This window comes from Streptomyces sp. NPDC012510 (genome assembly GCF_042955065.1).
Lineage (GTDB): Bacteria > Actinomycetota > Actinomycetes > Streptomycetales > Streptomycetaceae > Streptomyces.
Genome location: NZ_JBIBEN010000015.1, coordinates 85,339 through 106,443 on the forward strand (window position 1 = coordinate 85,339; position 21,105 = coordinate 106,443).

A 21,105-nucleotide genomic window follows, 5' to 3' on the forward strand; every position below is an offset into this window, starting at 1 on the left:
CGGATACTCGCGGGCTCCGGTTCCCGGCGCCCCGTACCCTTGAGGGGTTATGACTGAGATCTCGCAGCGCCCCCGCCCCCTCCGTGTCCTCGCCGCCATGTCCGGCGGGGTCGACTCAGCCGTGGCCGCCGCCCGCGCGGCGGAAGCCGGGCACGACGTGACGGGCGTCCACCTGGCGCTGTCCGCGAACCCGCAGTCGTTCCGGACCGGCGCGCGCGGCTGCTGCACCATCGAGGACTCACGCGACGCCCGCCGCGCCGCCGACGTCATCGGCATCCCCTTCTACGTCTGGGACCTCGCCGAGCGCTTCCGCGAGGACGTCGTCGAGGACTTCATCGCCGAGTACGAGGCCGGGCGCACCCCTAACCCCTGCCTGCGCTGCAACGAGAAGATCAAGTTCGCGGCCCTGCTCGACAAGGCCCTCGCCCTGGGCTTCGACGCCGTCTGCACGGGCCACTACGCCCAGGTGATCGTCAAGGACGACGGCACGCGCGAGCTGCACCGCGCCTCCGACATGGCCAAGGACCAGTCGTACGTCCTCGGCGTGCTCGACGAGAAGCAGCTCGCCCACGCCATGTTCCCCCTCGGCGACACGGTCACCACCAAGGACGAGATCCGCGCCGAGGCCGAGCGCCGGGGCCTGGCGGTCGCCAAGAAGCCCGACTCCCACGACATCTGCTTCATCGCCGACGGCGACACCCAGGGCTTCCTCGCGGGCCGGCTGGGCAGGTCCGAGGGCGACATCGTCGACGAGTCCGGCACCGTCCTGGGCACCCACGAGGGCGCCTACGGCTACACCATCGGCCAGCGCAAGGGCCTGCGCATCGGCACGCCCGCCCCCGACGGCAAGCCGCGCTACGTCCTCGACATCTCCCCGGTGAACAACACGGTCACGGTCGGCCCCGCCGCCGCCCTCGACGTCGACGCCCTGACGGCGATCAAGCCCCGCTGGTGCGGCGTCGCCCCGGCCGGACCCGGCATCTACACCGCCCAGCTCCGTGCCCACGGCGGCGAGACCGAGGTGCGCGCCGAGCTGGTCGACGGCGACCTCCACGTCACCTTCACCGAGCCGGTCCGAGGCGTCGCCCCCGGCCAGGCGATCGTCCTGTACGACGACACCCGGGTCGTGGGCTCGGCGACGATCGCCTCCACCAGGCGCGCGAGGGCGGGCGTCGCGTAGGCGAGCCCTCCGGCCACGATCGCCCCTCCCCGGGTAGCCGTCCTCCCGTCTGCGGCGCAGGCTGCTGGTAGCTCTTCCAGGAGGCCGCAGGGGGCGTAGGAGGTCGTGATGACAGCCGCAGATCCGGCCGGGCAGGCGGGAAACCGCTCCAGGGACGCGTCGAGGGACACGTCCGCGAACATGTCCAGGGACGCGTCGGGGGACATGTCCAGGGACGCGTCGGGGGATCCGTCCGGGAGCGTGCGCAGGAACCGTCGGAGCCTCACCCACCGGGTCCGTTACGCGTTGCGCCATCCCAAGCGGGTGCCCGCCCACGCCCGGCGGGTGGCGCGTGACACCTGGCTGCAGTTGAAGCACCGCGACCACATCGCGTACTACCGGGCCGTCATGGCCGCCGACACGGCACGCAGCCCGGAGGCGGCCGTCGGGCACAACCCGTCGGTCGAGAAGTGGGAACGCGTCGGCCGGATGCAGTTCGACTACCTGGTACGGCACGGTCTGCGGCCCCGGCACCGCATGCTGGACATCGGCTGCGGGAACCTGAGGGCCGGGCGGCTGTTCATCGACCATCTGGACGCCGGGAACTACTACGGGATCGACATCTCGCCGGCCATCCTCATGGAGGCCCAGCGCACTCTGACACGCGAGGGTCTGCAGGCCAAACTCCCTCATCTGACGCTCGTCGCCGACCTGACCTTCTCCTTCCTGCCCGCCGGCCACTTCGACGTCGTCCACGCGCACAGTGTCTTCTCCCACTCCCCGCCGCACGTCATCGAGCAGTGCCTCGCGCACGTCGGCCGTGTCCTCGCCCCCGGCGGCTTCTTCGACTTCACCTTCGGCCGCACGGAGGGCGAGGAACACCAGGTGCTCCACGAGGACTTCTACTACCGGACCGACACCCTGATCGAACTCGCCCGCAAACACGGCCTGTCGGCCCGCTTCATGGACGACTGGGAGGCACTGCCGCACCGGCAGTCGAAGATCCGGGTGAGCGTGCGACGAGGGCCGGGGTCGGGGGCAGCGTAGGACGGACCGGCGTGGGGCCTCTTGAGGACGGCTAGCGTGGGCGCATGAACATCTGCGTCTTCCTCTCCGCCGCCGAACTCGCCGACCGTTACACGCTCCCCGCGCGGGAGTTCGCCAAGCTGCTCGGAAAGGGCGGGCACACGCTGGTGTGGGGTGGTTCGGACGTGGGCCTGATGAAGGTGGTCGCCGACGGGGTACAGGAGGCGGGCGGCAGACTGCTGGGCGTCTCGGTCGAGTTCCTGTCGGCCAAGGCGCGGCCCGGCACCGACGAGATGGTGATCGCGCGCGACCTGGCCGAGCGAAAGCGGCTGCTCCTGGAGAAGGCCGACGCCGTCGTCATCATGGTCGGCGGCACCGGCACACTCGACGAGGCGACCGAGATCTTGGAGCTGAAGAAGCACGGCCACACCGACAAGCCGGTGGTCCTCCTCAACACGGCGGGCTTCTACGACGGCCTGAAGGAGCAGTTCCGGCGGATGGAGGACGAGGGTTTCCTGCCCCGTCCCCTCACCGACCTGGTCTTCTTCGCGGAGGAGCCGGTGGGGGCGATGGCGTACCTGGAGGAGAGCCGGGGCGTGGCCTGAGCCCCGGCGGTTTCGCGTCCGGGGCCCTGGTGGGCGAAGGCGGACCCTTGGTGATGCGAGCATGACGGCATGGCTACTCATGTGATCACCGGGGCGGGTTCGGGTATCGGCGCGGCCGTCGCCCGACGGCTGCACGCGCGCGGGGACGACCTCGTGCTGCACGCGCGCGACGCGGGCCGGGCAAAGGAACTGGCGGCGGAGTTCCCGGGGGCGAAGACGCTGGTCGGCGACCTCGCGGACCCGGACAAGCTCTCCTGGGCCTTCTCCCACCAGACGCTGCCCGACCGCGTCGACTCCCTGCTGCACATCGCGGGCGTCGTCGACCTCGGGCCGGTCGGCGAGCTGACCCCCAAGTCCTGGCGCCACCAGCTCAACGTCAACCTCATCGCGCCCGCCGAGCTGACCCGGCACTTCCTGCCCCAACTCCGTGCCGCCCGGGGACATGTGGTGTTCGTCAACTCCGGTGCGGGCCTCAATGCCCACGCCGACTGGTCGGCGTACGCCGCGTCCAAGCACGGCCTCAAAGCGCTGGCGGACTCCCTGCGGTGGGAGGAGCACGGGAACGGGGTGCGGGTCACCACGGTCTACCCCGGCCGGACCGCCAGCCCCATGCAGGCCAAGGTCCACCAGCAGGAGGGCAAGGAGTACGACCCGTCGCAGTGGATCGCCCCCGAGTCGGTCGCCACGACGATCCTCATGGCGCTGGATCTGCCGAGGGACGCGGAAGTGAACGACCTGACGGTCCGCCCGGGCGCCTGACAGCTCGGGCGGCGCAGGTCCGCCCCTAAAGATCAGTTCCCCGCGCCCCGGGAAAGCACGGGGCGCAGCCCGTGCTTTCCCGGGGCGCGGGGAACTGCGCGACCAGCCCCCACCCACCCGCACCCGAAAAGCGGACATCCCGGGGTCGAAGGGGCGCAGCCCCCGGGGGGAGGGACGGGTAGGGGCGGCGGGGGCGGAAAACGTAGGCTTCGGGATGTGAACGAACACCTGAGCTTCGGCCCTGCCACCGGTGTCGGCTCCATGCCCGGCGGCGACGCCCGAGAGGCCGCGAAAACCGTCACCGGGACGTTCGAGTGGCCGGGCACGGGCATGCCGTACTTGCCCGAACTCCCCGCCAGAGGCCCCGGCGCCGACATGATCGGCAGAACCGCCGGACTGCTGGTCGAGCTGTACGCCCGCGTGGAGCCCAGCGGTTGGCGGATCGGCGACCGACCCGGTCGGGACACCAAGCGGGCCCGGTCATGGCTGGGCGAGGACCTGGACGCGCTGGAGGAGTTCACCCAGGGTCACGAGGGTCCGCTGAAGGTGCAGGCCGTCGGCCCGTGGACCCTCGCCACCGCGCTGGAGCTGAAGAACGGCGAAGCGGCCCTCTCCGATCCGGGCGCCTGCCGCGACCTCGCCGGCTCACTCGCCGAGGGCCTGCGCCAGCACCTCGCAGAGATCCGGCGGCGCGTCCCCGGGGCCCGGATCGTGCTCCAGCTCGACGAGCCGTCCCTCGTCGCCGTCCTGCGCGGACAGGTGAAGAGCGCCAGCGGCTACCGCACCCACCGCGCCGTCGACCGCCAACTCGTCGAGGCCACGCTCCGGGACGTCATCGGCGTCCACACCCCGGCGGAGGACACTCCGCACGGGGCGGTCGTCGTGCACTCCTGCGCCCCCGACGTACCTTTCGCGCTCCTGCGCCGCGCCGGTGCAACCGGTATCTCCTTCGACTTCACCTTGCTCACTGAGCGTGACGACGACATGATCGGGGAAGCGGTGGAGGGAGGCACGAAGCTGCTCGCAGGTGTCGTGCCGACCACCGAGGGGGCATTGTCAGACCCTGCCGGTAGCGTCATGAGGGTCAGGACGCTGTGGCGCAGGCTGGGGCTGCATCCGGGGCTGCTCGCGGACGCGGTCACGCTCACCCCGACGTGCGGACTCGCGGGGGTCTCCCCGGCGTACGCGCGTCGGGCCCTGGCCCACTGCGTCAGGGCGGCGAGATCTCTCGCAGACAACCCAGAGTAACGGGAGGACAACACGGTGGCCGGCGACAAGGACGCACAGCCCACAGCGGTACCCGCCGAGACAGCGGTGCCCGCCGAGGCCCGCGAGAAGCACGCGCGGCTCGCCGAACAGATCGAGGAGCACCGCTTCCGGTACTACGTGAAGGACGCTCCCGTCATCAGCGACGCGGAGTTCGACGAACTCCTGCGCACCCTGGAGGGGTTGGAGGACGAGTACCCCGAGCTGCGCACACCGGACTCACCGACCCAGAAGGTCGCCGTCGAGTACGAGACCGACCTCGCCGAGGTGGAGCACCGCGAGCGCATGCTCTCCCTCGACAACGTCTTCGACGACGAGGGGCTGACCGCCTGGGCCGAGCGCGTGGCCAAGGACGTCGGCACGTCCGACTACCACCTGCTGTGCGAGCTCAAGATCGACGGTCTCGCGGTGAACCTGACGTACGAGGACGGCAAGCTCACCCGCGCCGCCACCCGGGGCACCGGCCGGACCGGCGAGGACATCACGCCGAACGTGATGACGATCGCGGAGATCCCGCACCGGCTGAAGGGCGAGCGCGTCCCACGGCTCGTCGAGATCCGCGGCGAGGTCTACTTCCCGATGGAGGCGTTCCAGGGCCTCAACGAACGCCGGGTGGCTGCGGGCGAGAAGCCGTACGCCAACCCCCGCAACTCCGCCTCGGGTTCGCTGCGCCAGAAGGACCCCAAGGTCACGGCCACCCTGCCGCTGCACATGGTCGTCCACGGCATCGGCGCCCTGGAGGGCTTCGAGGGCGGTTTCACCCGCCTCTCCCAGGCCTACGACCTGCTCAGGTCCTGGGGCCTGCCCACCGCCGGGCACAACAGGGTGGTCGACGACCTCGACGGCGTACGGGAGTTCATCGCCCACTACGGCGAGCACCGCCACTCCGTGGCGCACGAGATCGACGGCGTGGTCGTCAAGCTCGACGAGATCCGGCTGCAGGGCCGCCTCGGATCGACCGCGCGGGCACCCCGCTGGGCGATCGCGTACAAGTACCCGCCGGAAGAGGTCAACACCAAGCTCATCGACATCAAGGTGGGTGTCGGCCGCACCGGCCGGGTCACGCCGTACGCCCAGGTCGAGCCGGTCACCGTGGCCGGCTCTGAGGTCGAGTTCGCCACGCTGCACAACCAGGAGGTCGTCAAGGCCAAGAACGTCCTCATCGGGGACACGGTCGTCATCCGCAAGGCCGGCGACGTCATCCCCGAGATCCTGGGCCCGGTCGTGGACCTGCGCGAGGAGAACGAGACGCGCCCGTTCGTGATGCCGACCGAGTGCCCGGAGTGCGGGACGCCGCTGCGTCCGATGAAGGAGGGCGACATCGACCTGCGGTGCCCCAACGCCCGCAGTTGCCCGGCCCAGTTGCGAGAGCGCGTCGCCTATCTGGCGGGGCGGGAGTGCCTGGACATCGAACACTTCGGCGGGGTCGCCGCCGCCGCCCTCACCCGGCCTCTGGAGCCGGCCGACCCGCCCCTGGTCGACGAGGGCGACCTCTTCGACCTCACGGTGGAAAAGCTGCTCCCCATCAAGGCCCACGTCCTGGACGCCGACAGCGGTCTGCCCAAGCACGATCCCAGGACGGGCGAGCCGAAGATCGTCACCGTCTTCGCCAACCAGAAGGGCGAGCCGAAGAAGAACACCCTCGCCCTGCTCCAGAAGATCGAGGAGGCCAAGACCCGTCCGCTCGCCCGCTTTCTCAACGGACTGTCCATCCGTCACGTCGGACCGGTCGCCGCCCAGGCACTGGCCCGCGAGTTCCGCTCCATCGAACGGATCGAGCAGGCCACGGAGGCGGAGCTGACCGCGGTTGACGGCGTGGGCGGCATCGTCGCGACGGCGCTCAAGGAATGGTTCGCCGAGGAATGGCACCGGGAGATCATCCGTAAGTGGAAGGCGGCCGGTGTTCCTCTGGAGGACAAGGGCTCCGGAGAGGACGAAGGGCCCAGGCCCCTCGAAGGGCTGACGGTCGTGGTGACCGGCACACTCGAACACCACACGCGCGACGGGGCCAAGGAAGCGCTGCAGAGCCGGGGCGCCAAGGTGACCGGGTCGGTGTCGAAGAAGACCTCGTTCGTCGTGGTGGGTGAGAACCCGGGCTCCAAGTACGACAAGGCGATGCAGCTCAAGGTGCCCGTCCTGAACGAGGACGGCTTCGCCGTGCTGCTCGAACAAGGACCCGACGCGGCGGCGGAAGTCGCGCTTCCGACCGAGGAGTAGGGGTTGAAGGCCACCCGTTCGGCGCATACCAGATGCATACGGGTGGCCGGTCGCATTCGGGTAACCGGCGTCGACCGCTGCCCGTGGAAGCCTTGTGCGGCCTACTGTTGAGGTGTGCGCCTGCCGTGCCCGGACGCGTGGTGGGTTTTCGGACGCGGTGCCGTTGAGGGTTGTCGGGAGCAACGGGCCGCGTGGCGCGGGCACCGCCGGCTGTGAGAGGGACGGGAATGGAACCGACCGAGAGCGTCGCCCCGGACTCACGGCTGCGCCTGCGCCGGGTGTCCGGGGCCTGGCGATGGGGACGCTCCCTGCTCATGGGGGTACGCCCGTTCGAGGGAAGTCAGGAGCAGGGAAGCCGCGAACGCAGCCTCGGGCCGCCGGCGGCGGCCGACGCCGGGGTCGGGGCGGGACGGCCGCCCGGCCGTGCGGGCGCGAGCGCACACAGCCCCTTCGTACCGGGCCCGGCACAGCTCACCGTCGGCACCGCGGTCGGCACGGGCGCGGCCCCCTCCCTCACGGGCGCGCTCAGCGAGGACCGCGGACACGAACTGCCGGGCCACGACGCCGAGCGGCACCAGTCCTGGCCCGCGCTGCCCGCCGTGATCGTGGGCCTCGCCGGCGCCATCCTGGGCGCCGGCTTCTACCGGGCGTTCATCGGCATGCACGCGCTCTTCCCGTCCAGCACGGTCGGCTGGTCCCTCGCCCTGCTGACCGGCATCATCGTCGGCCATCTCGTCGCCATGGGGCGCGCCCGCTGGTGGGGCGGCACCGGCTCCGGCGCCGCCCTCACCCTCGCCGTCCTGCTGCTGTACGGCTGGGTGGCCGCCGGGATGATCAGCCTCACCGTCGTCGTCCTCGTGGGTGTCGCCCGCCGAGGCCGCTGGCGGCAGGGCCTGCTGCACGGCGCGGTCGACATCCTCGGCATCGGAGCCGGCGCGCTCGTCCTCAGGGTCTTCGGCCGCGTCCCCTCGGTGGAGCGGCCCTGGGACCCCGAGAGCTGGAACCTCTACTCGGCGCCCCAGGTCGCGCTGGTCGCCGTCGCCTATCTCGCGGTCACCCGCGCCCTGCTCTGGTATCTGGCCGCACCGCGCGGCGGCCTGCCCACCGTCGCGCGGACGGCCCTGGTCAGACAGGGGCTCGTCGCCGTGGCGCTGCTCGGCATCGCCCCGCTCGTCTGCGTGGTCGCCACCGCGCAACCCCTGCTGCTGCCGCTCTTCGCCATCCCTCTCATCGCGCTCGACTCCACCCTGTGGATAGCCCGAGCCCGCGCCGAGGAGCAACTGCGCGACCCGCTCACCGGACTGCCGAACCGCCAGTGGCTGCTCGAACGCACCTGGACCGCCTTGGACGACGCCGAACGCATCGGCGCCCGGTCGGCACTGATGCTGATCGACCTCGACCGTTTCCGGTCCGTCAATGACACGCTCGGGCATCTCGCGGGCGACCGGCTGCTGTTGCAGATAGCCGATCGACTGCGGGTGGCCCTGCCGCGTGGAGCGGAGGTCGCGCGGCTCGGCGGCGACGAGTTCGCCGTACTGCTGCCGGTCGCCGACTCAACGACCTCCGCGTCCCGCGTGGCCCGCAACCTCGTCGCCGCGCTCGGCTCACCGCTCGACCTCGACGGGCTCACCCTCGTCCTGGAGGCCAGCGCCGGGCTCGCCGTCTTCCCCGACCACGCGCTGGACGCGGAGGGGCTGCTGCGGCGGGCGGACGTGGCGATGTACCAGGCGAAGCGGGACCGTACGGGCGTCGAGGTCTACGAGTCCAAGCGGGACTCGAACACCCCCGACCGGCTCGGTCTCCTGGGCGACCTGCGGCGCGCGCTGGACGCGCAGGAGGTCGAGCTGCACTACCAGCCGAAGGTGCGCTTCGACGGGCAGGTCGCCGGTCTGGAGGCGTTGGTGCGGTGGGTGCATCCCGAGCGGGGGAAGGTGCCGCCGGACGAGTTCATAGCGATCGCCGAGTCGTCAGGACTGATGCCGCATCTCACGGAGTACGTGCTGGAGACGGCGCTCGGCCAGGTGGCGCGGTGGCGGGCGCAGGGGCTGCACGTACCGGTCGCGGTGAACGTGTCCCCGCGCGACGTCCACACGCCCGGGTTCGCGGGCGCGGTGGCCGCACGGCTGGCCCGGCACGGGGTGCCGGCCGGGGCGTTGCAGTTGGAGATAACGGAACACGTGCTGCTGGAGGACCCGCAGCGGGCCGCGGACACCCTGGCCGGGCTCACCGGGCACGGGGTGAAGATGTCGCTCGACGACTTCGGGACGGGGTATTCGTCGCTGGTCCATCTGCGGCGGCTGCCGGTCAGCGAGCTGAAGATCGACCGATCGTTCGTGGCGCGGCTGGCGGTCGACAACGAGGACGCGGAGATCGTGCGCTGCACGGTCGATCTCGCGCATTCGCTGGGGCTGCTCGTCGTCGCCGAGGGCGTCGAGGACGACGAGACGTGGGAGCGGTTGCGGGATCTGGGGTGCGACGCGGTGCAGGGGTGGCTCGTCGCCGCCGCGATGCCGCCGGAGGAGACGACCGCGTGGTTGCGGGCGCGGGGGTCACGGGGGTGGCAGCGGCCGGCCGCGGCGCTGCCCGCGGCGGCGGCCGACGAGTAGCGAGTGACAACTCGGGGTGTTCGGGGTGTTCGGTCGGTTGGCGTCCGCGGGTGAGCGGTGGCTGGTCGCGCCGTTCCCCGCGCCCCGGACGATCCTCCAGGCCCGCAGGGCCTGGTCTTTCAGGGGCGCGGGGAACTGCGCGAGAAGCTCCACCGGCCCGCGGACAAGGACGCACCCGAGCGGGGCCGAAGGGGCGGCAGCCCCTGGTGATGGGACGGGTAGGGGCGGCGGGGGCGAAACCCGTGCGCGGGCAGCATCGCGCGCACCCTAGGATTGGGCCAAACCACACACACTCACCCCAGAGGATCGCTGCATGCCTGGCATTACGCGCGAGGAGGTCGCCCACCTCGCCCGGCTGGCGCGTCTGGAGCTGAAGCCCGAAGAGCTAGAGCACTTCGCGGGCCAGCTGGACGACATCATCGGCGCGGTCGCCCGCGTCAGCGAGGTCGCCGACCAAGATGTACCGCCGACCTCGCACCCGCTGCCGCTGACGAACGTCATGCGCGCGGACGAGGTCCGTCCGTCGCTCACCCCCGAGCAGGCGCTTTCCGCCGCCCCGGCCCAGGAGCAGCAGCGTTTCAAGGTGCCGCAGATCCTGGGGGAGGACTGATCACGTCATGACCGACGCCATCATCAAGCTCACCGCGGCGGAGATCGCCGCGAAGATCGCCTCCGGCGCACTCACCGCCGTGCAGGTCACCGAGGCCCACCTGGCCCGGATCGAGGCCGTCGACGAGAAGGTGCACGCCTTCCTGCACGTCGACCGCGAGGGCGCTCTCGCCCAGGCCCGTGCCGTCGACGAGAAGAAGGCCAGGGGCGAGAAGCTCGGCCCGCTCGCCGGTGTGCCGCTCGCGCTCAAGGACATCTTCACCACGGTCGGCATCCCGACCACCGTGGGCTCGAAGATTCTCGAAGGGTGGATCCCGCCCTACGACGCGACGCTCACCAAGCGCCTCAAGGACGCCGACGTCGTCATCCTCGGCAAGACCAACATGGACGAGTTCGCCATGGGGTCCTCCACCGAGAACAGCGCGTACGGTCCGACCGGCAACCCGTGGGACCTCACCCGCATCCCCGGCGGCTCCGGCGGCGGTTCCTCCGCCTCGCTCGCCTCCTACCAGGCACCCCTCGCCATCGGCACCGACACCGGCGGTTCCATCCGCCAGCCGGCCGCCGTCACCGGCACGGTCGGGGTGAAGCCGACGTACGGCGCGGTCTCCCGCTACGGCATGGTCGCCTTCTCCTCCTCCCTCGACCAGGGCGGCCCCTGCGCCCGTACGGTCCTGGACGCGGCGCTGCTGCACGAGGTGATCGCCGGCCACGATCCGCTCGACTCCACCTCCATCGACGCCCCGGTCCCGCCGGTCGTCGAGGCCGCCCGCAACGGCAGCGTCGCCGGGATGCGCGTGGGTGTCGTCAAGCAGTTCCGCGGCGAGGGCTACCAGGCCGGCGTCGTGCAGCGCTTCGACGAGTCCGTCGCGCTGCTGAAGGAGCTGGGCGCCGAGATCGTCGAGCTGGACTGCCCGTCCTTCGACCTGGCGCTGGCCGCGTACTACCTGATCGCGCCGAGCGAGTGTTCGAGCAACCTCGCCCGCTTCGACGGACTGCGCTACGGCCTGCGGACCGGCGACGACGGCACCAACTCCGCCGAGACGGTCACCTCCCTCACCCGTGAGGCGGGCTTCGGCCCCGAGGTGAAGCGCCGCATCATGCTCGGCACGTACGCGCTCAGCTCCGGCTACTACGACGCGTACTACGGCAGCGCCCAGAAGGTCCGTACGCTCATCACCCGGGACTTCGAGAAGTCGTTCGAGAAGGTCGACGTGATCGTGTCGCCGACCACGCCGACCACCGCCTTCCCGATCGGCGAGCGCGCCGACGACCCGATGGCGATGTACCTGGCGGATCTCTGCACCATCCCGACCAACCTCGCGGGCAACGCCGCGATGTCCCTTCCCTGCGGCCTCGCGCCGGAGGACGGGCTGCCCGTCGGGCTGCAGATCATCGCCCCGGCGCTCAAGGACGACCGCCTTTACAAGGTCGGCGCCGCCGTAGAGGCCGCCTTCGTGGAAAAGTGGGGGCACCCGCTTCTCGAGGAGGCTCCGTCGCTGTGAGCAACGCACTGTCCAAGGCCAAGGACTTCCAGAAGTCCAAGTCCGGTACGTACGTGTCCATCGCCACCACCGCCTTCGGCGCGTGGGGCATCGCCAAGCGGATCAAGAAGGCCCGCGTCGAGCAGGACACGCTCCGGCTGATCGACGCGTCCGTGGCCGCCGTCGGCATCGTCACCGGTCTTGCCATCCTGTACCGCGAACTGAAGCGGCTGGGCGACGACGACGTCCTGCTGGGCTGAGAGGGAAGTAAGACCGTGACCACCACGACCGACCTGGTGTCGTACGAGGACGCGCTGGCGTCGTACGACCCCGTCATGGGCCTCGAGGTCCATGTCGAACTCGGCACCAAGACCAAGATGTTCTGCGGCTGTTCGACCGAACTCGGTCAGGACGCCAACACGCAGACCTGCCCCACCTGCCTCGGCCTGCCCGGCGCGCTTCCGGTCGTCAACGCGATCGGCGTCGAGTCCGCCATCAAGATCGGTCTCGCGCTGAACTGCGAGATCGCCGAGTGGTGCCGCTTCGCCCGGAAGAACTACTTCTATCCGGACATGCCGAAGAACTTCCAGACCTCCCAGTACGACGAGCCGATCGCCTTCAACGGCTACCTCGACGTGCAGCTGGAGGACGGGGAGACCTTCCGCGTGGAGATCGAGCGCGCCCACATGGAGGAGGACACCGGCAAGTCGACGCACGTCGGCGGTGCCACCGGCCGCATCCACGGCGCCTCGCACTCGCTGCTCGACTACAACCGCGCGGGCATCCCGCTCATCGAGATCGTCACCAAGCCGATCGAGGGCGCGGGCGAGCGGGCTCCCGAGGTCGCCAAGGCGTACGTCCGTGAGCTGCGCGAGGTCATCAAGGCGCTCGGCGTCTCGGAGGCCCGGATGGAGATGGGCCAGATGCGCTGCGACGTGAACCTGTCGCTGCGCCCGCACGGCCGCGAGAAGTTCGGCACGCGCTCCGAGACGAAGAACGTGAACTCGCTGCGCAGCGTCGAGCGCGCCGCCCGCTTCGAGATCCAGCGGCACGCCGCCGTCCTGGACGGCGGCGGGACGATCGTCCAGGAGACCCGGCACTTCCACGAGGACACGGGGTCCACGACCTCGGGCCGTGTGAAGGAGGAGGCCGAGGACTACCGCTACTTCCCCGAGCCGGACCTCGTTCCGGTGGCCCCCTCGCGAGAGTGGGTCGAGGAGATCCGGGCCGCGCTGCCCGAGTTGCCGCTGGTCCGCCGCAACCGGCTCCTCGCGGAGTGGGGCATCTCGGGTACCGAAATGCAGGCGATCCTCAACGCGGGCGCGCTGGACCTCATCGTCACCACCATCGACGCCGGTGCGGACGCCGCCTCCGCCCGCAAGTGGTGGATGGGCGAACTGGCCCGCAGCGCCAACGAGTCCGGCAGGGCGCTGGACGAGCTGGCGATCACCCCGGCGCAGGTCGCCCGGGTCACCGAGCTGGTCTCCAAGGGCGACCTGAACGACAAGCTGGCACGCCAGGTCATCGAGGGCGTCCTCGCGGGCGAGGGCACCCCGGATGAGGTCGTCGACAAGCGCGGTCTGAAGGTCGTCTCCGACGAGGGGGCCCTGACGACGGCGGTCGAGGAGGCCATCGCCGGAAACCCGGCCATCGCGGACAAGATCCGCGGCGGCAAGGTGGCCGCGGCCGGCGCCCTGGTCGGCGCGGTCATGAAGGCCACCCGGGGCCAGGCGGACGCGGCCCGCGTCAAGGAGCTGATCCTGGAGAAGCTGGGCGTCACCGAGGGCTGAGTCGAGGGCTGAACGCACGGTCGGTCCACCGCGTATCCCTGAGGGCGGAACATCACTGCGATGAGCCGCCCTCAGGCATGCGCACGGCACTGACGCGGGGTGACAGAGTGGCGAGATCTGTCCTGTGAGATGGCTCCCGTCCCTTGTGAGGAGACCCTCAAAGGGGTCAAATGATCACATTGTGATGCGACAGTTGCCAGGAATTGTTCCTGCCTCCCCTCCCCAGGAGCGCGATCCGTGGCAGCCCTTGCGCGCTGGTGCGTCCGGCACCGTCTCGTCGCCGTACTTCTGTGGCTTCTCGCCTTCGCCGGCACGGCCGCGGGCGCCGCCGTCGCGGGAGCCGCGTACTCGAACGACTACAAGACCCCCGGAACCGAGTCCAGCCGCGCCACCGATCTCCTGAACGAGGGCTTCCCCGGCGTCGGCGGTGACAGCGCCACCGTCGTCTGGCACACCCGGGACGGCTCCGTACGAGCCGCCGCCGTCGAGCAGACGATGACCCGGACCCTCGACCGGATCGCCGACCTGCCGGGCGTCACCGCGGCGACCGCCCCGTACGGCACCGCCGAGAGCGGCCGGATCAGCGCGGACGGCCGTACGGCGTACGCCACCGTCACCTTCGACAAGCCGGCCGAGGACGTGGAGAAGGCAGAGGCCCAGGCCGTCGTCGACACCGCCGAGGCCGCCGAGCGAGACGGACTCGAAATCGAACTGGGCGGCAGCGCGATCGGGCTCACCGAGACCTCCGGCGGGCATCTCGCCGAGATCGTCGGCGTGCTCGTCGCCGCCGTGGTCCTCTTCCTGGCCTTCGGTTCCCTCGTGGCCAGTCTGCTGCCGATCGCGACCGCCCTGGTCAGTGTGGGCACCGCCTACGCCGGGATCACCCTGCTCGGGCACGCCATGACGGTCGCCGACTTCGCGCCCATGCTGGGCACTCTGATCGGCCTCGGCGTGGGCATCGACTACGCGCTGTTCATCGTGACCCGCCATCGCCGAGGGCTGAAGCGGGGGCTGTCCGTGGAGGAGGCCGCGCGCACCGCGGTCGCGACCACCGGGCGGGCCGTCGTCTTCGCGGGCGCCACGGTCTGCATAGCCCTGCTCGGCATGCTGATCCTGCGGCTCGGTTTCCTCAACGGCGTAGCGATCGCCGCCTCCCTCACCGTGGTCCTCACCGTCGCCGCCTCCGTCACGCTGCTGCCCGCCCTGCTGTCGTTCATCGGCATGCGGGCGCTCAGCCGCCGTGAGCGCCGCCGCCTCGCCGAGCACGGTCCCGAGCCGGAGCTGCCCACCGGCTTCGCCGCCCGCTGGTCCGCCTTCGTCGAGCGGCACCCCAGGAAACTCGGCGCGATCGCCCTCGTCGTCATCGCCCTGCTCGCCCTGCCCACCCTGGGGCTGCGCCTGGGCACCTCCGACCAGGGCAACGATCCGAGGACGACCACCACACGCCAGGCGTACGACCTCCTCGCCGACGGGTTCGGGCCCGGGACGAACGGCCCGCTCACCCTGGTCACCGAGGTGGACGGAGCCGCCGACCGGCTCGCCCTCGACAACCTGGACACGACGCTCAGGGCCACCGAGGGCGTCTCCACCGTGACCCCCGTGACGTTCGACGCCGGTGGCGACACCGCCTACCTCATCGTCGTACCCGACTCCTCCCCGCAGTCCGCCAGGACCAGCGCGCTTGTCGAACGTCTGCGTGAAAAGGTGCTGCCGCGTGCGGAGACCGGCACCACACTCGATCTGCACGTCGGCGGGGTGACCGCCGGTTACGACGACTTCGCGGAGGTGATCGTCGGCAAGCTGCCGCTCTTCGTCGGCGTCGTCATCGCTCTGGGCTGTCTGCTGCTCCTGCTCGCCTTCCGGTCGATCGGGATCCCGCTCAAGGCCGCCGTGATGAACGTGGCCGCCGTCGCCGCCGCGTTCGGCGTGGTCGTCGCGATCTTCCAGTGGGGCTGGGGGAGCGAGCTGCTGGGCCTCGGCCGGGCGGGCCCGATAGAACCCTTCCTCCCCGTGATCATGGTGTCGGTCCTCTTCGGACTCTCCATGGACTACCAGGTCTTCCTGGTCAGCCGGATGTACGAGGAGTGGCTGGAGACCGGCGACAACCGGCGCGCGGTCCGGGTCGGCCTCGCCGAGACCAGCCGGGTGATCAACTCCGCCGCGGTCATCATGATCTCCGTCTTCCTCGCCTTCGTCCTCAGCGGCGACCGCGTGATCGCCATGTTCGGCATCGCGCTCGCCGCAGCCGTCGCCCTCGACGCCTTCGTCCTGCGCACGCTCCTCGTCCCCGCCCTGATGCACCTGCTCGGCGGCGCCAACTGGTGGCTGCCCCGTTGGCTCGACCGCCGGATGCCCCGCATCAGCATCGAACCGCCCGGCACCCGCGCCGCCCATGAGAGGCTCATGGAGGTCTCGCTGGAAGAGCTGGATAAGGAGCGGCCGAAGGATGTACGCGATATCCCTGGGTGACGACGGCGCCGAACTGCGCCCCTTGGAACCCTGGTACGCCGAGGAGTTCCTCACGCACCTGGAGCGGGGGCGGGACTTCATCAACCAGTACGTCCCCTTCGGTCAGACCGCCACCGACATCGACGGCGCGCGCGCCGTCCTCCAGCGGTACGCCGACATGCGCGCCGCCGACACCGGCTCCCTGCACGGCATCTGGCTCGACGGCGAGCTCGTCGGCGGTGTCCTCTTCCTCAACTTCGACGCGGAGAACGCCAACTGCGAGGTCGGCTGCTGGCTGGAGCCCGCCGGCACGGGCCGGGGACTGGTCACGCGCGCGACGCGGATCCTCATCGACTGGGCCGTCGACGTCCGGGGCATCCACCGGGTCGAGTGGATCGCGGCCTCCGGCAACACGCCCAGCCTGAACGTGGCGCGGCGGCTCGGCATGGTCAAGGACGGTGTGCAGCGGGAGAGACATCCCCACCGAGGTGTCCGGCACGACCTGGAGATATGGTCCGTTCTGGCGCCCGAATGGCGAGCGGCACGCGCCCGCAGCGCTCACAGCGATCATTAAGAGACCTCTCAGACAACATTCGTACGGTGCGAGGTATGGGAACCAAGACAGTGGACGAGACCGGGGCCGAGACGGGCGCCGAGGCCAAGAACGACGACGGGTCGGTGCGGGGCGCCGATGTCATCACCAAGGGGGACGCCACCACGGAGGCCGAAGGGCGGAGCGCCGCCGACGGCTCCGGTGAGGCCGACGCCTCCGACGAGGCCGCAGAGTTCGACCAGTTCCCGCCGGCCACCGCGAAGGCGCCCGGCGTCGGGCAGGGTGCCGCCGGCATCGTGTCCGTGGTGCTGGGCCTCGTCTCGCTGACCGGCGGCTGGGTGGGCACCGTCGCCTCCGCGCGTGAGGAGCTCACCGGCCAGCTGGAGATGCAGGCCGCGACCAACGCGTCCGTCGCCACGCAGCTCCAGACGGTCTACGGCGACGCCTGGCAGGCGTCCGCCCTGTGGGGCGGCATCTTCGCACTGGTCGGACTGATCGTCGGTGTCGCCGTGCTGGTGCGGCCCGCGTTCGGCGACCCCGACCAGGTGCAGGCGCCGTGGATCAAGTCCGTCGCCTGGGCCGGTGTCTCGGTCGGTTTCATCGGGCTGGTGCTGGCCGCCCTGAAGTACTCCGACATCCTGCTGGCACTGCCGAGCACCTGACGTACGCCCGGAAGGCGGCTCACAGGGCTCACAGAGCTCACAGGGCTCACAGAGCTCACAGAGCTCACAGGGGTCATAGGGCTGACAACGGCTGACAGGGCGATTTCTGAGGGGCCTTAGGCCCGCCGTGGGGACACCTACGGCGGGCCTAAGGCCCCTCCCGCGTTCAAGATGCGGAACTCTCCCGATGTGGCGGACCCGCCTCGGGGACGAAGGTTGAGGCATCGCAGCAAGCGAACCGGAGACCGACTCTTCACCAGGGGCAGAGATGTTCGAGTACGAGCTTCATCAGATTCGTTCCGCCGAGCTGATCCTCGAGGCGGAGCAGTACCGCCGGACACGGGAGGTCCGCCGCGCCCGCCGCGAGGCCGCGCACGCCTCCACGGTGACCGCGAGGTCCGCGTCGGGGGTGCCGGCGGCATCGGGAGAGAGCGAACGGGACGCGGAGGAACGGCCGCCTCGTGAACGCATACGCAGGCCCCGCTTCCCGCGGGCCGTGTGAGCGCGAGCTTGAGCGCGAGCGGGGGAGGGGCGCGTCGGCGGGGCGCATGACGCGGCCGAATGCAAAAAGGGGCGGCCGGGGCCGCCGGTGTCGCCGGAGCGCGGGGGAAGCACGAGGTGTGGTCCAGAGGGTCGCCGGGCGTGGAGACCGGACGAGGAGGCACAGTGGTGCGCTGGGGCGGCGTCGGAGCGGAAGCCGGGCCGGGATCCGAGGAGACCGGAGCCGGAGCCGGAGCCGGAGCCGAGGGCCGGGCGGGCGGTCCGGCCACCCGTCGGCGTCTGCGGATAATCGGTGCCGGAGTGTCCGCGCCCCGTGCGATGCTCGGAGATGTGGAGACCAGGTCCGTCAGTCCGGTGTTCGTGGGTCGTGCCGACGAACTGCAGGTGATGCGGCAGGCGTTGGCCCGCGCGACCGATGGGGGCGTCGAGCGGCCGGCGGCGAGCGCGGCGGACGAGGGCGGGCCGCAGGCACTGCTGCTCGCCGGTGAGGCCGGGGTGGGCAAGACCCGGCTGGTCGAGGAGTTCGCCGCCGAAGCCGTCCGTGCGGGCGCGGTCGTCGCCCTCGGCGGCTGCGTCGAGATCGGCGCCGACGGACTGCCCTTCGCGCCCTTCTCCACCGCGCTGCGCGCATTGCGCCGCCGACTGCCCGACGAACTGGCCGCCGCTGCCGCCGGCCAGGAACGGGAACTGGCCCGACTGCTGCCCGAGTTGGGCGAGGCCCCCCGCGCCCGGCACGACGAGGAGGGCACGGCCCGCCTCTTCGAACTCACCGCCCGCCTCCTGGAACGCCTCGCCACCGACCGCACGATCGTCCTCGTCCTGGAGGACCTGCACTGGGCCGACGCATCCACCCGCCACCTCCTCGCCTACCTCCTGCGCACCCTGCGCACCGGCCGCCTCGTCGTCCTGGCCACCTATCGCTCCGACGACATCCACCGCCGCCACCCCCTGCGCCCCCTCCTCGCCGAACTCGACCGCCTCCGCACCGTCCGTCGCATCGAACTGCCCCGCTTCAACCGCGCCGAGGTCGGCCACCAGCTCGCCGGCATCCTCGCCGCCGAACCGGCACCGGAGCGCGCCGACGAGATCTTCGAACGCTCCGACGGCAACGCCTTCTTCGTCGAGGAGCTCGCGGTGGCCGCCCACGACGAGGGCTGCCCCGGGCTCACCGACTCCCTGCGCGACCTGCTGCTCGTCCGCGTCGAACGGCTTCCCGAGGACGCCCAGCGGGTCGCCCGCATCGTCGCCGAAGGCGGCTCCACGGTGGAGTACGCCCTGCTTGCGGCCGTGGCCCGGCTCCCCGAGGACGACCTCATCGAAGCCCTGCGCGCCGCCGTCGGCGCCAACATCCTGCACGCCGCACCCGGCGGCGACGGCTACCGCTTCCGGCACTCCCTGGTCCGCGAGGCGGTCAGCGACGACCTGCTGCCCGGCGAACGCTCCCGCCTCAACCGCCGCTACGCCGAAGTCCTGGAGGCCGACCCGACGCTCGTCCCGGCCGACGGCCGCGCCACCCGCCTGGCCAGCTACTGGTACCACGCCCATGACGCCGCCAAGGCCCTGCCCGCCGTCCTCGACGCCGCCGCCGAGGCCCGCTCCCGGCACGCTCACGCAGAGCAACTACGGCTCCTGGAGCGGGCGATGGAGCTGTGGGACGCCGCCCCCGACCCCGTGCGCGCCGCCCTGCGCCCCATCGACTACACCGAGGTCTACCCGCCCTGCGGCTGCGACCCCGCCACGAGCCCGCTGCGTTACCTCGACCTCATGGCCGAGGCCGCCGTCGCCGGACGACTGTGCGGGGAGCGCGAGCGGGCCATGCGGATCACCCGCCGCGCCCTCGACCTGCTCGCGGACGGCGACGATCCACTGCGTGCGGCCTGGTTCTGGATCCAGCGCTCCATGCTGATTGAGAACCTCGGCCGGGGCGACGGCTGGAAGGAGATCGCCACCGCCCAGGAACTCGTACGCGGCCTGCCGCCCTCCGAGGTGCACGCCGAGGTGCTCTCCCGCGTGTCCTGCTGGTCCATGCTCCACTCCCCGGGCCCCGACGCACTCTCCGACGCCCAGCGTGCCGTCGACTACGCGCGCATGGTGGGCGCCGAGGACATCGAACTGAACGCCCGCCTCACCGTCGGAGGCCTGGTGGTCGACGCCGGCGACGTCGAGGCCGGTGTCGCGGAGATGGAGCAGGTCCTCCGCCGGGCCCTCGACCGCGGGCCCGCCGCCGTCGTGGGCCGCGCCTATGTCAACCTTCCGTCCTACCTGGAGGGCGTCGGCCGCTCCCAGGAGGCGGTCCACGTCCTGCACGAAGGCCTCGACGTCACCCGGCGCATGGGCCTGTCGGTCTCCGAGGCCTGGATCCGGGGCAACCTCTCCGAGTCACTCATCTCCCTCGGCCGCTGGAACGAGGCGCTGGAAGCAGCCGGTCAGGTCACTGTCGGCAGCGGCAACCCCAGACCGGGCGGTCTCAGCGCCATGTGCCTGGCCGCCATCGCGCTGGCCCGCGGCGACCTCGCCGAGGCCGGCCGTCGACTCGCCGCCGCGCAGAGCTACTACGGCACCCACAACACCATGCCCCAGAACATCCTGCCGCTGTCCGCCCTCACCATCGGCATCGCCGTCGCCCAGAACCGCCTCCTGGACGCCCGCGCCGAACTGGCCCGTGTCCTCGACACCGGCTTCCCCGTCGGCACCCAGCGCTACGCCTGGCCCCTGCTGCTCACCGCCGCCACCGCCGAGGCAGACGCGCGAGGTGTCCCGGCTCTGGAGCGGGGGCGCGCCGAGGTGCTCGACCGGATCCTCACCGTGGTCAAGAAGCTCACCACCGGTTCCCCGCTCTGGCTCGCCCACGAACGCTGGGTGCGCGCCGAACTCCGTCGGGCCGAGGGCCGGACGGCCCTGGACGAGTGGTCCGACGTCGTCACCGCCTTCGAACCCCTGGAACGGCCCTACGATCTCGCACGCGTCCGGCACCGGCTCGCCGAGGCGCTGCTGACCGACGGTGGCGACGACGAGGCCCGCGACCGGGCGACGGAGCTGCTGCGGCTGGCCGCCGCCGTCGCCGACCATCTCGACGCCCGTCCGCTCGCCGACGAGGTCGCCCTCCTGGCCCGACGCGCCCGCCTCACCCTCACCCTCGGCCGCCCCGCCGAGCCGGCCCTCAGCCCCGCCGACCCCGTCGCCGCGCTCGGCCTCACCGACCGTGAACACGACGTCCTCCGCCTGGTGGCCGCCGGCCGCACCAACCGTCAGATCGCCGAGGAACTCTTCATCTCCCCCAAGACCGCCAGCGTCCACGTCTCCAACATCCTCGCCAAGCTCGGTGTCTCCGGCCGGGGCGAGGCGGCGGCGGTGGCCCACCGGGTGGGGTTGCGCCCGGTGGAGGAGGGGAAGCCGCTGGTCGCGGGATAATGAGGTCAG

Annotated in this window: 16 protein-coding genes; all 16 read left to right on the plus strand. The window is 71.3% G+C overall.

Annotated features, from left to right (window positions below; translation table 11 throughout):
- The first annotated feature begins 49 nt into the window (after positions 1–49).
- The 16 genes from mnmA to ACFY9I_RS26660 all read left to right on the plus strand — a co-directional run bounded on the left by mnmA (position 50) and on the right by ACFY9I_RS26660 (position 21,096).
- Positions 50–1,180: a tRNA 2-thiouridine(34) synthase MnmA gene (gene mnmA, locus ACFY9I_RS26585; RefSeq protein WP_391005778.1), complete on the plus strand. Its 1,131-nt coding sequence runs from the start codon at positions 50–52 to the stop codon at positions 1,178–1,180.
- Positions 1,181–1,384: 204 nt separating this feature from the next.
- Entirely contained in the window at positions 1,385–2,206 is an 822-nt protein-coding gene (locus ACFY9I_RS26590; RefSeq protein ID WP_391006102.1) for a methyltransferase, read from the plus strand.
- A gap of 44 nt (positions 2,207–2,250) precedes the next feature.
- Complete coding sequence (locus ACFY9I_RS26595; protein ID WP_391005781.1) at positions 2,251–2,790, plus strand: TIGR00730 family Rossman fold protein; 540 nt, start codon at positions 2,251–2,253, stop codon at positions 2,788–2,790.
- A gap of 69 nt (positions 2,791–2,859) precedes the next feature.
- Entirely contained in the window at positions 2,860–3,549 is a 690-nt protein-coding gene (locus ACFY9I_RS26600; protein WP_391005784.1) for an SDR family oxidoreductase, read from the plus strand.
- Positions 3,550–3,765: 216 nt separating this feature from the next.
- Positions 3,766–4,797, plus strand: coding sequence for a methionine synthase (locus tag ACFY9I_RS26605; RefSeq protein ID WP_391005787.1), 1,032 nt, complete (start codon positions 3,766–3,768; stop codon positions 4,795–4,797).
- A 15-nt stretch (positions 4,798–4,812) separates the two neighbouring features.
- Positions 4,813–7,032 (plus strand): NAD-dependent DNA ligase LigA, encoded by a 2,220-nt coding sequence (gene ligA, locus ACFY9I_RS26610; RefSeq protein WP_391005790.1) that lies wholly within the window; start codon positions 4,813–4,815, stop codon positions 7,030–7,032.
- Positions 7,033–7,259: 227 nt separating this feature from the next.
- Positions 7,260–9,638 carry an EAL domain-containing protein gene (locus tag ACFY9I_RS26615; protein ID WP_391005793.1) on the plus strand — a complete coding sequence of 793 codons (2,379 nt, stop codon included), beginning with the start codon at positions 7,260–7,262 and terminating at the stop codon, positions 9,636–9,638.
- A gap of 313 nt (positions 9,639–9,951) precedes the next feature.
- Positions 9,952–10,248 carry an Asp-tRNA(Asn)/Glu-tRNA(Gln) amidotransferase subunit GatC gene (gene gatC / locus ACFY9I_RS26620; protein WP_005480000.1) on the plus strand — a complete coding sequence of 99 codons (297 nt, stop codon included), beginning with the start codon at positions 9,952–9,954 and terminating at the stop codon, positions 10,246–10,248.
- A 7-nt stretch (positions 10,249–10,255) separates the two neighbouring features.
- Positions 10,256–11,752, plus strand: coding sequence for an Asp-tRNA(Asn)/Glu-tRNA(Gln) amidotransferase subunit GatA (gene gatA / locus ACFY9I_RS26625; RefSeq protein WP_391005796.1), 1,497 nt, complete (start codon positions 10,256–10,258; stop codon positions 11,750–11,752).
- Positions 11,749–11,991, plus strand: coding sequence for a hypothetical protein (locus tag ACFY9I_RS26630; protein WP_005479998.1), 243 nt, complete (start codon positions 11,749–11,751; stop codon positions 11,989–11,991). Before gatA ends, ACFY9I_RS26630 begins: the two co-directional genes overlap by 4 nt.
- A gap of 15 nt (positions 11,992–12,006) precedes the next feature.
- The gene (gene gatB, locus ACFY9I_RS26635) at positions 12,007–13,521 is read left to right on the plus strand and encodes an Asp-tRNA(Asn)/Glu-tRNA(Gln) amidotransferase subunit GatB (RefSeq protein ID WP_391005798.1); all 1,515 of its coding nucleotides are present in this window, start codon (positions 12,007–12,009) and stop codon (positions 13,519–13,521) included.
- Between the two features lie 237 nt (positions 13,522–13,758).
- On the plus strand, positions 13,759–15,990 hold the full coding sequence (locus ACFY9I_RS26640) for an MMPL family transporter (protein ID WP_391005801.1): 2,232 nt from the start codon (positions 13,759–13,761) through the stop codon (positions 15,988–15,990).
- Positions 15,968–16,543 carry a GNAT family N-acetyltransferase gene (locus ACFY9I_RS26645; protein ID WP_391005804.1) on the plus strand — a complete coding sequence of 192 codons (576 nt, stop codon included), beginning with the start codon at positions 15,968–15,970 and terminating at the stop codon, positions 16,541–16,543. The genes ACFY9I_RS26640 and ACFY9I_RS26645 overlap by 23 nt, the downstream gene beginning before the upstream one ends.
- Positions 16,544–16,578: 35 nt before the next feature.
- Entirely contained in the window at positions 16,579–17,184 is a 606-nt protein-coding gene (locus ACFY9I_RS26650; RefSeq protein ID WP_391005807.1) for a hypothetical protein, read from the plus strand.
- Positions 17,185–17,452: 268 nt separating this feature from the next.
- Positions 17,453–17,686, plus strand: a complete 234-nt coding sequence (locus tag ACFY9I_RS26655; RefSeq protein WP_391005810.1) for a hypothetical protein — start codon at positions 17,453–17,455, stop codon at positions 17,684–17,686.
- A 317-nt stretch (positions 17,687–18,003) separates the two neighbouring features.
- Positions 18,004–21,096, plus strand: a complete 3,093-nt coding sequence (locus tag ACFY9I_RS26660; RefSeq protein ID WP_391006103.1) for an AAA family ATPase — start codon at positions 18,004–18,006, stop codon at positions 21,094–21,096.
- Positions 21,097–21,105: the final 9 nt, after the last annotated feature.